Genomic DNA, 13,089 nt, shown 5'->3' with positions numbered 1-13,089 from the left:
CTCTCATCAGCGTCTCCGACGACACCTCCGGGCCCGGTGACACCACCCCCCAGGTCATCTCTTCGACAGGGGGACACAGTCATGCCGGGGCCCGGAGGCCAGCGGCCCTCTTGCAGGACCGCGAAAAACATAACGGGGGGGGCGTAGGCGTTCTGACCTGGGGCGGAGCAGTTCGGTCGCTGAGTTGCGGACGGCGCTGAGCGGGGGTGAACGCAACCAGAACTGCAGCCAGGGCAGTGGGCGCCCCACGTCCGACCGGGCTCCGGATGGCGGAGCTCGGAGGCGGGTGGACAGAAGCCTCGAAGGGCACATGTACATCTGCTACATTTGTGACATGAGTGAACCGGTGATCGCATCCATGGCCGAGGTTCGCAGTCACTTGGCGGACGTCCTCGACCGGGCCCGTCGGGACGAGACCCCGACGATCATTACTCGGCGCGGCAAGCAGGAAGCCGTCGTGATCGACATCCTTGAGTACCGGCGGCTGAGCCGGTTGGCTGAGCAGGCGGAGGAGTCCTGGCTGAACAAGTTGGCCGACGAGGCGGAATCCGAAGGCACCGAAGGTTCGGTCTCGCTCGAAGAGATGGCCGCCCTGCTCCGTGCCCACCACGCCTGATCTCTATGGGCTACGTGACGCGGTTCACCCCGCACGCGCAACGGGACATGCTCAAGATCCCGCGCCCCGATGCTCTGCGGATCCTCTATCGCCTGACCGAGCTCCAGAAGGGGTTGGACGAGGGCGACACAACGGCCTTCGACATCAAGGCCCTTCAGGGGCACAGCTCGCGGTGGCGTCTCAGAGTCGGCGACTACCGCGTCGTGTACACGATCGAGGACGGCCAGCTGATCGTGTGGGTGATGGCTGCCGGAAACCGCCGCGACGTGTACCGCGGCCTGTAGGTGCTGTGGCGCCGATCATCCACGACGCTCGGGCCGGTGGGGCGACACTGTCAGTGGCGCCTCCTCCGCTCCAAGACATGAGAGTTGGCCGTTGAGACTGCAGATGAGCCTGTGAACGCCGAAGGCCCCGACCGCTGGGCGGTCGGGGCCTTCGTGCTGCCATGGCCAGCAGAGGCGGAGGATACGAGATTCGAACTCGTGAGGGGTTGCCCCCAACACGCTTTCCAATTCTCCCGAACGCCGTCCGCTGAGGTTCGCACCCGTTCTGACCTGCGGTGGAGCGAACTGCTGGGCGGTGGCTGAACGCGGCTGGACGGGGGTGAACGAGACCAGAACTGAGACCAGAGGAGTGGGCCTTATGGCCAGGTGCCGACCCGCACGGGCTCGGGTTGGAGCATGATGCCAGTGGCGCGCTCGACCCTCCCGGCGAGGTCGGCGAGGGCCTGGGCGAAGCCGAAGGCGGTTGCCCTGCTGTGGGCGGTGAGGGTGAGGGTGCGGCGTGCCGAGCATCGGACGCCCTCGGTGATCTTCTGGCCAGGTTGGTAGCCGACGTGTTCGAGGAGCCATCCGGCGCTTGCCCGCAGCTGGCCGTCGCTGTCGGTGTGGATGGGGCAGCCCGTCGCCGACCAACGGGCGGCCTGGGTGGCGGTGACGAGCGGGTTGAGGAACACGGAGCCGGCTTGGCGTGCGTCGGGGCCGTGGGGGTCGAGGAGGAGGCCGCGGCGGTGCCGATTGGCGAGGACGGCGGCGGTGACCTCGCTGACCGGCGGCCTGGCACCGGGCAGGACGCCGAGTTCCTCGGCGAGCGGCCGGTAGGAGATGGGTGCGGCCGGGGAGCGGGTCAGGCGGAAGGTGACAGTGAGGATGGTCCAGCGGCCTGGGTCGTGCTTGAAGCGGCTGTCGCGGTGGCGGAGCCGGCATGCCTGGGTGGGCAGGGTCCGCAGGCGGCCCATGTCCCAGTCCCATGTGGTGAGGTGGTCGAGGGTGTCGGAGACCTGCTGGCCGTAGGCCCCGGCGTTCTGGACGGGGGCGGCGCCGACGGTGCCGGGTATGCCGGCCAGGCACTCGATCCCGGCGAGGTGTTCGGCTGCGGCCCACTGGACGAGGTCGGCGAGCGGGTGGCCGGCCTGGACGGTCGCGGCCATCGTGTCGTCGTCCACCCGCTTCGCGGTGATGCCGCGGGTGTTCATCACGGCGACGATGCCCTCATGGCCGCTGTCGGAGGCGATGACGTTGCTGCCGTGGCCGAGGGTGAGCGGTGCGTCCTCCTGCCGGTCGCTGACCGTACGGACCAGTTCGAACCAGTCGTCGGGGTCGGCGACCTGTAGGACGTCGCTGGCCGGGTCGCCGAGCCGCAGGGTGGTGAGGGACGCGAGTGTGGGGCTTGGCATGGGCCCTCCTAGGGTTCGTCGGTGATCGCCTTGAGGGCGAGGGCCCGCAGCGGGGCGAGGCGGGTGCGGTTGTCCTGGTGGTGGTAGACGGCGTTGGTGCAGATGGCCAGGTAGCGGCCGGTGTGAGGGGCGAGGTAGAGGCTCGTGCCGGTGAAGCCGTGGTGGTAGGCCACCCGGCCGCCGTCGGCGAGGATCCAGGCCAGGCCTCGGTCGAGACCGGGTTCGATCCCGGCGAGCGGCTGGAGGCTGTCGGCCAGCCAGCGGCCCAGGTCCCCACCGTTCGCGTGTGAGGACAGCAGCGCGGTGGCGAAGGCGGAGAGGTCGGCCGGGGTGGTGAACACCCCGGCGTGGCCGGCGACTCCGCCGAGCAGGGCGGCGTTGTCGTCGTGCGGCAAGCCCCAGAGGCGGGGGCCGCCCGGCAGCCGCTGCTCGGTCGGCGCGACCCGCGCGGAGCGGGTGAGCGGCCCGTAGGCGGTGGCGGTCATTCCGAGGCTCTGCCACAGGTCGGCTGCCAGCTCGTCCAGGCGGTGGCCCCGGGTGTGGGCGAGGGCCAGTCCGAGGAGGATGAAGCCGCGGTTGATATAGCGGTGGCCGACTCCGGGTTCGGTGATCAGGTCTTCGCCACAGATCAGTTCGGCCAGTGGCTCGGTGCGGCCCCGGTACCGGTCGAGGCGGGTGTCGGCGCGCAGGCCGGAGGTGTGGGAGAGGATCTGGCGGGCCGTGACTCGGCCGCCGGGTGCCTCGGCCGGGACGTCGGGCAGCAGCTCGCGGACCGGGGTGTCCAGGGTGAAGGACTCGTTGATGGAGGTGCCGACCAGCGGCCAGGTGGCGAGCACCTTCGTCAGGGACGCCACGTCGTACACCGTGTCCGGACCCGGCCGGGCATCGCCGCACTCCGGGGCGACGATGCCGGAGGCCAGGAATCCGGGCTCGGCGTCGAACGTGCCGTGGGCGATGACGCCGCCGGGAACAGTCCCGTCGGCGGTCAGCAGCTCCAGGCACTCGCGCAGGTCGACGAGTGCGTTCGGGCTCCACGGCACGGTGAGGGTCACGACTGCTCCTGGTTGATCGTCAGGTCGGCACCGAGCGCGGCCAACTTCGGCAGCAGGCTGCCGTATCCGCGCCGCAGGTGGTACATCCCTCGGATCGTAGAGGTGCCCTGGGCCGCCAGGGCGGCGATCACGAGGGCGGTCGCCGCACGGATGTCCTCGCCGGCCACGTCGGCGGCGGCGAGCGGGGACCGGCCCCGGACGGTGATCACCGAGCCGGTCGCGTTGACGGTGGCGCCGAACGCGTTGAGGGCGGGCAGGTGGGTGTCGCGCTGGGTGTAGACCCGCTCCTCGATCCGGGAGGCACCCTCGGCCTGGGTGAGGAAGGCGGTCAGCTGGGGCTGTACGTCGGTCGGGAAGCCGGGGTGCGGGCCGGTGGCCGTCTGCACCGGCCGCGGTCCGGCCGGGGTGCTGACGGTGGTCCCGCCGTCCACCGGGTCGAGCCGGATGCCGGCGTCGGCGAACACCGACACTAGGCCGTCGGGGAAGGCGGCGGCGGGGAAATCGTCCAGGTGCACGGTGCCACCGGTGATGGCGGCGGCCAGGGCCAGCGTCGCGGCCTCCAGCCGGTCGGGCGGAACAGTGAACACCCCGCCCTGGATGCGTTCGGTGCCGGTGATGTTCAGGGCGTTCCTGCCTCGCCACTCGATGCCGACGCCGGCCTGCGAGAGCAGGGCGGCGGTGTGAGTAACCTCGGGTTCGACACTGGGGTTGAGGATCGTCGAGGTGCCGGGGGTGCGGGCGGCCAGGAGCATCGCGGTGACCGTTGCCCCGAGGCTCGGGCCCCAGGCACGGGTCTCGGCGTCGGTGACGAACGGCAGCCGCTTGCCGGTGAAGCGGGCCCGTACCCGGCCCCGGTCCAACTCCACTTCGGCCCCGGCAGCCGCCATCGCGGCCAAGTGCCGGTCGATGTACCGAGCGCAAAATGCGTCGCCGCCGGGCAGCGGGAGGGTGACCTTCCCGGCGCGGGCCAGCAGAGCACCGGCCATCACGGCGGTGGTGCGGATGCGCCTGCCGAGGTCGTCCGGGACGACTGGGAAGTAGGAGTCGGCCGGGTGGGTGGTGAACTCGGTGCCGACCACGGTGGTGCGCGTGCCGGTGCGGTGCAGGATGTCGGCGACCACGCCGGTGTCGAGGATCTCGGGGGTGCCGACGAGGGTCAGCGGGCCGTCGGCCAGTATCGCGGCGGCGTACAGGTGCAGGGCGATGTTCTTGCTGCCCTGCACCGTGGCCGTGCCGGTCAGGGGTCGGCCGCCAGTGATGTACACGGTGCGTTCGTCGGTCGTCGCGGAGGTGTCGGTGGTTGGCATGGCTACCTTCCCTGGCTTCCGGCGGGGAAGAAGCCCCCGACCTGGGTCTTGGGGTAGAGCAGGGTGTGCGCGCCGATCAGCGTGGCGGGCTGCAGGACCGTGCCCGCAGGGACGATCACGCCGTCACCGACCACGGCGCCGAACTTGGTCTGGCCGGTGGCGATTCGGCGGCCGTCGAGGTGGGCGCACACCTCCTCGGTGGCCGGCTCGGTGACCGGGCCGGAGGTCACCCGCAGGCCGGTGGTGGACACGAACGCGCCGATGTTGACGCCCAGGCCGAGCACGGAGTCGCCGACGAAGCTGGTGTGCTTCATGAAGACCCCGCCGGTCAGCAGCGAGCGGGTGACCTCGGCGCCGAACCCGATCCGGCAGCCGGGGCCGATGACCGTGTTGTCGCGCACGCGGGCGCCGGCCTCGATGACTGCGCCGGGGCAGACCAGGGCGGGACCGGTGACGAACGCGCCCTCGGCGATGACGGCCCCGGCCGCCACGACCACGTTGCCCCGGACCGTCGCGCCGGGCTCGACGGTCCCGGCGGGCTCCGGGAGTGCGATGCCGAGGTGTCCCGCCAGCAGGTCGACCATGGCCTTCTTGAGGCCGAACACGGTCGGGCAGCAGTTCAGCAGGTGCAGGACCACCGGGTCGGTGACCTGTTCGGTGTCGATGTAGTACGCGGGCGTGGTGCGGTAGTCGATGCGCTCCAGGTCGGTGTCGATCCGGGGCGCGTCGGTCAGCCGGTGCATGGCTGGTTCTCCTCTCGGGCGAGGGAGGGGAAGACGTGCGGGGGGCGTGGTGACGACCTCTGGCCCTACGAGATGGGCAGGTCCAGGGTGGTGGCCGCTGCCTGGGGGCGGGCCTCGGCCTGATGGTCGACCGCGAGGCCGAGCAGCACGAGCACGGGCAGGTGCAGGGCGGTCCAGGAGGCGGTCAGGAAGGTGCCGAGGCGGTCTCTCCGGTGCGGCGTGCCGGGGTCCTTCGGAGGGCGTGGCGGTGCTGTGCGTTGGTATGGGAGGGCCTTCGGCAGCAGGGGGAGGGGTGGACGTTCCCCAGTGAACTGCCGGGCGGGATGCCGGATCCGTAGCCGGGCTACGGGCCGTAGTCCGGCTACGGGTCAGATGATCTGCACGCCCGCGCGGGCGGCGAAGTTCCGAACGCCGGGAAGCTTGCGGTCGTGCCGCAGCAGGCCGGTGACGAGGTCGCGCACAGCGCCCCTGCGGACCTCTTGCGGAGCGGCCTCCTCGGCGGCGAGCAGGGCCCGGTAGCACTGCTCGGGCTTGCCCCACTGGTCGAACGCGCGGGCCACGTCGGTGAAGAAGCGGGCCTGCCGCTCAGCGGTCGGCAGCGCGGCGGGGTCGATGGTGGCAGCCATTTCGATCGCTCGCCCGGCGTCGCCGAGCTCGTAGTGCACCGACAGCTCGTGCAGGGCGACGCCCTGGACGCCGTCCAGCAGGCCGGAGGACCGGCTCGCTGCGGCGGCGCTGTCGGCGGCCTCCCGGATCAGGGCGTGCGCGTAGGAGCGGTCGCCGGACTTCGCGGCGGTGTAGGCGGCGGTGGCGTACAGGTCTCCGCGGGTGGCCAGCCGGGCGGTCTCGGGGACGGAAGCATCGGCGAGGAGGTCTTCGGCGGCGACCACCACGATGTCGGTGGCGCGAGCCAGGCTGCCCTGGCGACGCCAGGAACTGGAGACCATGCGCTGGGCCTCTGCGGTGATCAGCGGGTCTCCGCCCAACCGGGCTGCGGTCAGCGCGCGGTCCGCGGTGATGGCCACCAGGTTGTTGGTACCGACTTTGATGCACAGCCGGACGGCGATGTTGTAGAGCCGGGCGACGTTGCGGGCCCGTTCCTCCGCCGAGCCGATCATTTCGGCGGCGGCGATCCGACCGGGCAGGGCGCGGGCCAGGGCGTCGTACTGGGCCGCCTTGAACTCCCGGCGCGACGTCACCAGCGAAGCGGCGACCGTCGCCTGGGACGGCTCACGGCGGGGAGACGGAATCCGGCCGGCCCCGTACAGGAGAAGGTCCTCCAGATCGGCCAGCGAGGCCTTCTCCTCGGCGTGCGCGGCCTGCTGGCCGGCGGCCGGGGCGAAGAGGGCGGCAGCCGCCAGGGTCAGGAACGGGCGGCGTCGCACATCGTCCTCCTCGGCAGCGGAAGTGCTCGTCAGCGTAGCGGAGGCAGGCTTTCGCGGACGGGGTCTCGCGCGCTCGGCGGCCGGTTGCGGCAACGTGATCAGCTCCGCGAGGTCGACACCCAGCACCTCGGCGAAGCGCTGGAGGAGCGTCAAGTCCTTGACCTGCTGCATGTCCCGCTCGACCAGGGACATCCAGTCCTCACTGCGGCCGACCTCAGTGGCCAGGCGGAGCTGGGTCCACCCCAGCACCGACCGCCGGAGCGAGATGAACGCGCCGAACGTCCTGCTGTCCCCCACCGCAGACTCCCGCGGATCGTACCCGACCGGCTACAGACCGCTACGGTACCCAGCTGCGGGGGCGCTGCGCAGCGGAAGCCGTGCTCGGGGGCGAATCTGTCCGTCTCATTCGTGCGGTGGTCGGTTGCGACGGGTGAACCTGTCCCGGCTGGGCGACACTTCCCGGAACCTTCGGCATGCCGGTTCGGGCTGTCCTGATACGAGGTCGCCGCCACCAGGTCTGCCAACCCTACGGTGAACGCCGAAGGCCCCGACCGCTGCTTGGGTTCTAGCGGTCCTCGCAACACCCGCGATCGGTGGGAGTTGCGAGGACCGTGGCCGTTGGACGCGATGATCTTTCGGGGTTGAGGGAGCGTTTCCTTGCGCGGGTGGATGTGGTGGGGAACGTGACGGTGGTGGCGCGTGAGCTGGGGGTGAACCGGAACACTGCTTTCGGCTGGGCCCGGAAGGGCGGACGGAGCTCGGTGCGCCTGCCGCGGCGCCACCCCGGGCGCGATGAGTACGAGCGGCTTCGGGACACGGGTGTCGCACGCCTGGCGGCGGCCCGGCAGGTCGGTGTGAACGAGCGCACGGCCAGGGGCTGGGAACGGGGCGTCAAGAAGACCGGCCATTCGCGCACGTATCCGGAGGGGTACCGCGTCGACTACCGGGCGGGAACCGTCACCATGTCCGGTGTGACAACAGTACCGGTCGGCTTGGGGGTCCTGGAGAAGCAGCTCCACCCGCGCTTCCTGACCCTGGCCGAGCGCGAACAGATCCGCGATCTCCGCTCGGCGGGCCAGTCTCTGCGGGCGATCGGACGGGCCCTGGGACGGCCGGCGAGCACGATCAAACGGGAGATCGACGCGAACGCGGGCAGCAGGGGCTACCAGCCCTACGCGGCCCACCGGGCGGCGGCGGCGCGCAGGCCCCGGCCCAAGGAGCGCAAGCTGCTGCGCGAGGGACGGCTGCGTCGCTTCGTCCAGGGCGGACTGCTCAGGCGGTGGTCACCGGAACAGATCTGCCACGCTCTGCTGACGGAGCATCCCGACGACGAGAGCATGCGGGTGAGCGTGGAAACGATCTATCAGGCGCTGTATTTCCAGGCCCGCGGCGGTCTGAAACGGGAAGTGCAGGCAGCCGTCCGCTCCGGCCGGACCCGCCGCAGACCCCGCCGCGACCCCGAGCGGCGCACCCCGCGGTTCATCGACCCGATGGTGATGATCAGCGACCGGCCCGCCGACGTCGAGGACCGGGCGGTGCCCGGCCACTGGGAAGGGGACCTGATCATCGGCGCGGGCGGGCGTTCCGCCATCGCCACCCTGGTCGAACGAAGCACCCGTTACACGATGCTGGTCCACCTGCCGGGCGGAGCCCACGACGCCGAGACCGTTCGCGACGGCCTCGTCCGCACCGTCCGGACCCTGCCGGCCCACCTGCGCGGCTCCCTCACCTGGGACCAGGGCAGCGAGATGGCACGCCACAGGCAGTTCACCATGGCCACCGGAATGCCCGTCTACTTCTGCGACCCCGCCTCACCCTGGCAACGCGGCTCGAACGAGAACACCAACGGGCTCCTGCGGCAGTACTTTCCGAAGGGAACCGACCTGAGCCCGCACAGCCCCGAAGACCTCGAACACGTCGCCCAGGAACTCAACGGCCGCCCACGCAAGACGCTCGGCTGGAATACCCCAGCCGAGCGTCTACGTGATCTACTCACCACCTAAACCACGTGGTGTTGCGACGACCCCCAGAACCCAAGCTGGGCGGTCGGGGCCTTCGTGCTGCCATGGCTGGCAGAGGCGGAGGATACGAGATTCGAACTCGTGAGGGGTTGCCCCCAACACGCTTTCCAATTCTCCCGAACGCCGTCTGCCGGGGTTCAGACCTGTTCTGACCTGCGCCGGAGCGAACCGTCGGGTGGCGGTCGAACCAGCCGGACGGCGATGAATGAGACCAGAACTGAGACCATGCTACCTGGCACCTGCAGCTGGATCGTCCACCTCGTGCCTGGTCAGCTGTCCGTGTCTTTGGGGTGCCGGGGCGAGGCGTAGACGAGATGTACGGTCCGCCCTGGCTCGTCGACGAGGTAGCGCACGCGCCCGCCGGCGGTCACCTCGTACTCCCACTGCGGCAGCTCGCTCCCTCCGAGGGTGCGAGCCGCCAGACGCCCCCGAAGCCGGTGCTGCCGATCAGGGTCGCCCATGGACATGGGGTCGGTGCGAAGGGCTTCGAAGCAGCGTCGTGTATTCCCGGGAGCTTCGGAGCAGAGATCGCCCCACCCCTTGGCCGCCTCATTGGTGGCGAACCGTAGCCGCCATTCGCTGCCGATCGGCGGTGGTGGGACGTCGTCGCCGCGTTTGGGGCTCATGGGTTGGGAACCTCGCCGTGGTCGTCACCGGGAAGCAGTTCGGTGAGCTGCGCAGCCAGTTCCGGATCCGCCAGGATTCGGGCTGTGGCGCGCCACTCGACGATCACTCTGTGCAGATTGGCGTGGACGTCCAGCTCCACCACGTCGCGAGTGGCGTTCACGAGGTCGACGATAAACTCCCGGACCTCTTCGGCCGACAGGTGGCGGGTCCACGGGAAGACCTCGGGGAGCGCGAGGAGGACGGCGCGAGCGCCCTCGCTGCTGGTGATCAGCGCTGCGAACAGTCGTGCGGTGACGTCGGCCGTCTCTTCGCGCTGACGGTCGTGGCGCTCCGTGGTTAGGTACAGGTCCTCGCCGTCGCGGCGTGTGACGTGAATGCGCTGTGCCTGTTCGACACTGTCCGCGACGCGCTTGGAGTTCTTCGACAGGTCGGAGAACGACACGGTGAGAGTGGACATGTCGTGATGTTACTTCGGAATACGTTCCGAAGTCAACTGATTGCAGATGTCGAAATCGCCGTTCGCCCCTCGGGGGTGCCTGCATGGACTCGTAACACGATCTTGTGAATTGTTGCCGGTGGGCGTTGCCGGTGTGACGATTCGTCCGTTCGTGATGGTGTGAGCAGCAAGCCGTGGATCGTGGACGACGAGCTATGAGCCCGGATCGAACCGCTGCTGCCGGCCCGGTCGGAGCAGTCACCGGGCCTTCGCCCGGTCGATGACCGGCGTCTGGACGACGTGATCGTGCTCCATGGGGAGCGCGCGCACCGCGTTCACGGCGGCGCTGGCCCACGCGTCGGCCTTTGGGATCTTCGGCATGCTGTCGCCCGAATGCTCGCCGTCCGCCTCGTCTGGGCTCGGGGCGGCTGTTGCCCTCGTGATTCTGCCCGTGCCTCCGGCACGGCACCCGGAGCCGGGAACGACGAAGGCCCGGACCGCTGAGCGGTCCGGGCCTTCTGCCGGCGGAGGATACGAGATTCGAACTCGTGAGGGGTTGCCCCCAACACGCTTTCCAAGCGTGCGCCCTAGGCCACTAGGCGAATCCTCCGTGGGAGAGCTTAGTACATGTTCAGGGGTGGTCGCGACCACGTATCTCGTAGGTGGGGGCGAGGGGTGGCCTGCGGATGAGGGGAGGGGGTGGTGGTGGAGGGGTGGGCCCGGGATCCGGTAGTGTTGGGGGCAGCCCCTCGTGTGGCGTTATCTCTCTGAACCCCCCCAGGGCCGGAAGGCAGCAAGGGTAAGAGGGCTCTGACGGGTGCACGGGGGGTCTTTGCGTTCCCGGGGAGTCCGGTGGGCACGGGCGGGGCCGGGGCGGGTCGAGGGGCGACGCGTTTGTCCGTCCGTCCCGATATCGTCGGTGGTGTGTCCCTAGCCCTGTACCGCCGCTATCGCCCCGAGACCTTCGCGGAGGTCATCGGTCAGGAGCACGTGACCGCTCCGCTCCAGCAGGCCCTGCGCAACAACAGGGTCAACCACGCCTACCTGTTCAGCGGCCCGCGCGGCTGCGGGAAGACGACCAGCGCGCGCATCCTGGCCCGCTGCCTCAACTGTGAGCAGGGCCCGACGCCGACGCCGTGCGGTGAGTGCCAGTCCTGCCGGGACCTCGCCACGGGCGGGCCCGGGTCGATCGACGTGATCGAGATCGACGCGGCCTCGCACGGTGGCGTGGACGACGCGCGCGAGCTGCGGGAGCGGGCGTTCTTCGCCCCGGTGCACAGCCGGTACAAGATCTTCATCCTGGACGAGGCGCACATGGTGACCCCGGCCGGCTTCAACGCGCTGCTGAAGGTGGTGGAGGAGCCGCCGGAGCACCTCAAGTTCATCTTCGCGACCACCGAGCCGGAGAAGGTGATCGGGACGATCCGGTCCCGGACGCACCACTACCCGTTCCGGCTGGTGCCGCCCGGCACGCTGCGCGACTACCTGGCGGAGGTGTGCGGCCGGGAGGAGATCCAGGTCGAGGACTCGGTGTTCCCGCTGGTCGTGCGGGCCGGCGCCGGGTCGGTGCGTGACTCGATGTCGGTGATGGACCAGCTGCTGGCCGGTGCCACCGAGGGCGGTGTGACGTACCGGATGGCCACCGCGCTGCTCGGGTACACCGACTCGGCGCTGTTGGACGAGGTGGTCGACGCCATTGCCGCGCACGACGGGGCGACGGTGTTCCAGGCCGTCGACCGGGTGGTCGAGGGCGGGAACGATCCGCGTCGCTTCGTCACGGACCTGCTGGAGCGGCTGCGGGACCTCGTGATCCTCGCCACGGTGCCGGACGCGGGGGAGAAGGGTCTGCTCGACGCCCCGGCGGACCGGGTGGCGGTGATGCAGGCGCAGGCGGACTCGTTCGGCGCGGCCGAGCTGAGCCGGGCGGCGGACATCGTCAACACCGGACTGACGGAGATGCGCGGGAACGCGGCGCCCCGGCTCCAGCTGGAGCTGATCTGTGCCCGGGTGATGTTGCCGGGCGCGTACAGCGACGAGCTGTCGTTGCAGGCGCGGCTGGACAAGCTGGAGCGCCGGGCGGCGGCCGGCGGGTTCGCCGGCGGTGGTCCGGGTGGTTTGGGTGGTCCCGGTGTCGCCGGCCTCGGAGCTCTCGGGGCGATCGGGGTCGGTGAGGGCGGCGGGATCGCGGCCGGTGGGACGGCTCCTCCGGTGGCGGCGGTGCCGGAGGTCCAGCAGGTGGCGGCCCCGGCGGTGGAGTACGTGCCGCAGTCGCCCGCTCCGGTACCCGCGCCCGCCGCCCCTGCGGCGCCGGCGGCTCCGGCCGCTTCCGCGCCCGGGGCGTGGCCGATCAAGCGGAGCTTCTCGCCGGCCGGTGAGGCGTCCGCTCCCGCCCCGGCCGCTGCCCCCGCGCCCGCTGCCCCCGTGCAGCAGCCGCAGCAGCCCGCCCCGGCGCCCGCACCTGCGGCGGCCGGTGGGCAGCCGTCGGCGGCGGCGCAGCAGGGCGCCGGGCAGGTCCGGCAGCTCTGGCCGCAGATCCTGGAGGCGGTGAAGAACCGGCGCCGGTTCACCTGGATCCTGCTGAGCCAGAACGGCCAGGTCGCCGGGTTCGACGGCAGCGTGCTCCAGGTCTCGTTCATCAACGCCGGCGCGCGGGACAGCTTCGTCAGCAGCAACAGCGACGACGTGCTGCGCCAGGCGCTGGCGGACGCGCTCGGGGTGGACTGGCGGGTCGAGTGCATCGTCGACCCCTCGGGCGGAGTCGGCGGGACCCCCGGTGGTGGTCCCTCGGGCGGCTTCGGCGGCGGAGCCGGTGGCGGTGCCGGCGGTGGTGGTGGCTGGGGAGCTGCACCGGCGCGTCCGGCGGCGTCCGCGCCCCCTGTCGCGCCTGTCGCGCCGGCGCCCGTGGCCGCCCCTGTACCGGCGCCTGCGCCGGTCGCCGCGCCCCAGGCGATGCCGGTCACGCCGAGGCCGTCACCGGTCCAGGCACCTCCGCCCCAGGCCGCCCCGGCGCGTCCGGTGCAGGCGGTGGCCCCGGAGGACGACATCCCGGAGGAGGACGACCCGGACCTCAACGAGGAGGCCTTCTCCGGCCAGGATCTGATCGTCCGGGAGCTGGGTGCGACGGTGCTGGAGGAGATCCGGCACAGCGGCGGCTGAGCCGACCGGGCAGCACGTAGGCTCGGGGCGAGGACGCACACAGAACGCAGGACCGAACGCAAGGAGTGAGC

General features: G+C 71.0%; 12 protein-coding genes, 1 tRNA gene and 1 other RNA gene. 5 read left to right on the top strand and 9 right to left on the bottom strand.

Going from position 1 to position 13,089, the window contains the following annotated elements:
* Positions 1-334: 334 nt before the first annotated feature.
* Together PUR56_RS13510 and PUR56_RS13505 are read left to right on the top strand one after the other, a co-directional pair.
* On the top strand, positions 335-616 hold the full coding sequence (locus PUR56_RS13510) for a type II toxin-antitoxin system Phd/YefM family antitoxin (protein ID WP_329949076.1): 282 nt from the start codon (positions 335-337) through the stop codon (positions 614-616).
* Between the two features lie 5 nt (positions 617-621).
* Positions 622-900, top strand: a complete 279-nt coding sequence (locus PUR56_RS13505; RefSeq protein WP_329884973.1) for a type II toxin-antitoxin system RelE family toxin — start codon at positions 622-624, stop codon at positions 898-900.
* Positions 901-1,256: 356 nt separating this feature from the next.
* Here PUR56_RS13505 and PUR56_RS13500 read toward each other — a convergent pair whose 3' ends face one another.
* From PUR56_RS13500 to PUR56_RS13480, 5 genes are all read right to left on the bottom strand, one after another.
* Complete coding sequence (locus PUR56_RS13500) at positions 1,257-2,291, bottom strand: UDP-N-acetylmuramate dehydrogenase (protein ID WP_329949075.1); 1,035 nt, start codon at positions 2,289-2,291, stop codon at positions 1,257-1,259.
* Positions 2,292-2,299: 8 nt separating this feature from the next.
* The gene (locus PUR56_RS13495; protein WP_329949074.1) at positions 2,300-3,343 is read right to left on the bottom strand and encodes a serine hydrolase domain-containing protein; all 1,044 of its coding nucleotides are present in this window, start codon (positions 3,341-3,343) and stop codon (positions 2,300-2,302) included.
* Positions 3,340-4,650 (bottom strand): UDP-N-acetylglucosamine 1-carboxyvinyltransferase, encoded by a 1,311-nt coding sequence (locus PUR56_RS13490; RefSeq protein ID WP_329884984.1) that lies wholly within the window; start codon positions 4,648-4,650, stop codon positions 3,340-3,342. The genes PUR56_RS13495 and PUR56_RS13490 overlap by 4 nt, the downstream gene beginning before the upstream one ends.
* Positions 4,651-4,652: 2 nt before the next feature.
* Entirely contained in the window at positions 4,653-5,393 is a 741-nt protein-coding gene (locus tag PUR56_RS13485) for a hypothetical protein (protein WP_329884985.1), read from the bottom strand.
* A 368-nt stretch (positions 5,394-5,761) separates the two neighbouring features.
* Positions 5,762-7,075: a helix-turn-helix domain-containing protein gene (locus PUR56_RS13480; protein ID WP_329884986.1), complete on the bottom strand. Its 1,314-nt coding sequence runs from the start codon at positions 7,073-7,075 to the stop codon at positions 5,762-5,764.
* Positions 7,076-7,632: 557 nt separating this feature from the next.
* On the opposite strand from PUR56_RS13480, the gene PUR56_RS13475 reads away from it, so the two are divergent.
* Positions 7,633-8,781 carry an IS30 family transposase gene (locus PUR56_RS13475; RefSeq protein WP_443034490.1) on the top strand — a complete coding sequence of 383 codons (1,149 nt, stop codon included), beginning with the start codon at positions 7,633-7,635 and terminating at the stop codon, positions 8,779-8,781.
* 287 nt (positions 8,782-9,068) lie between these two features.
* Here PUR56_RS13475 and PUR56_RS13470 read toward each other — a convergent pair whose 3' ends face one another.
* The 4 genes from PUR56_RS13470 to PUR56_RS13455 form a co-directional block, all read right to left on the bottom strand.
* Positions 9,069-9,425: a hypothetical protein gene (locus PUR56_RS13470; RefSeq protein WP_329949073.1), complete on the bottom strand. Its 357-nt coding sequence runs from the start codon at positions 9,423-9,425 to the stop codon at positions 9,069-9,071.
* Positions 9,422-9,883: a prevent-host-death family protein gene (locus tag PUR56_RS13465; protein WP_329883828.1), complete on the bottom strand. Its 462-nt coding sequence runs from the start codon at positions 9,881-9,883 to the stop codon at positions 9,422-9,424. The genes PUR56_RS13470 and PUR56_RS13465 overlap by 4 nt, the downstream gene beginning before the upstream one ends.
* Before the next feature lie 237 nt (positions 9,884-10,120).
* The gene (locus PUR56_RS13460) at positions 10,121-10,243 is read right to left on the bottom strand and encodes a hypothetical protein (protein WP_329949072.1); all 123 of its coding nucleotides are present in this window, start codon (positions 10,241-10,243) and stop codon (positions 10,121-10,123) included.
* A gap of 144 nt (positions 10,244-10,387) precedes the next feature.
* A tRNA-Ser gene (locus PUR56_RS13455) sits at positions 10,388-10,472 on the bottom strand.
* Positions 10,473-10,602: 130 nt separating this feature from the next.
* Between PUR56_RS13455 and ffs the strand changes: the two genes are divergently transcribed.
* Positions 10,603-10,699, top strand: an RNA gene (gene ffs / locus PUR56_RS13450) — signal recognition particle sRNA small type.
* A gap of 87 nt (positions 10,700-10,786) precedes the next feature.
* Positions 10,787-13,018, top strand: coding sequence for a DNA polymerase III subunit gamma and tau (locus tag PUR56_RS13445; protein ID WP_329949071.1), 2,232 nt, complete (start codon positions 10,787-10,789; stop codon positions 13,016-13,018).
* Positions 13,019-13,089 lie beyond the last annotated feature (71 nt).

This window comes from Streptomyces sp. BE303, from assembly GCF_036290945.1.
GTDB lineage: Bacteria > Actinomycetota > Actinomycetes > Streptomycetales > Streptomycetaceae > Kitasatospora.
The sequence above is the reverse complement of the archived record's forward strand: the minus strand, read 5'-3'. Positions and strand labels throughout refer to the sequence as shown.

Excerpts from the sequence above, each read along its gene's own strand:
- PUR56_RS13470 (WP_329949073.1), bottom strand. The coding sequence starts at position 9,425 with ATGAGCCCCAAACGCGGCGACGACGTCCCACCACCGCCGATCGGCAGC.
- PUR56_RS13500 (WP_329949075.1), bottom strand. The coding sequence starts at position 2,291 with ATGCCAAGCCCCACACTCGCGTCCCTCACCACCCTGCGGCTCGGCGAC.
- PUR56_RS13490 (WP_329884984.1), bottom strand. The coding sequence starts at position 4,650 with ATGCCAACCACCGACACCTCCGCGACGACCGACGAACGCACCGTGTAC.
- PUR56_RS13505 (WP_329884973.1), top strand. The coding sequence starts at position 622 with ATGGGCTACGTGACGCGGTTCACCCCGCACGCGCAACGGGACATGCTC.
- PUR56_RS13485 (WP_329884985.1), bottom strand. The coding sequence starts at position 5,393 with ATGCACCGGCTGACCGACGCGCCCCGGATCGACACCGACCTGGAGCGC.
- PUR56_RS13510 (WP_329949076.1), top strand. The coding sequence starts at position 335 with ATGAGTGAACCGGTGATCGCATCCATGGCCGAGGTTCGCAGTCACTTG.
- PUR56_RS13465 (WP_329883828.1), bottom strand. The coding sequence starts at position 9,883 with ATGTCCACTCTCACCGTGTCGTTCTCCGACCTGTCGAAGAACTCCAAG.
- PUR56_RS13460 (WP_329949072.1), bottom strand. The coding sequence starts at position 10,243 with ATGCCGAAGATCCCAAAGGCCGACGCGTGGGCCAGCGCCGCCGTGAAC.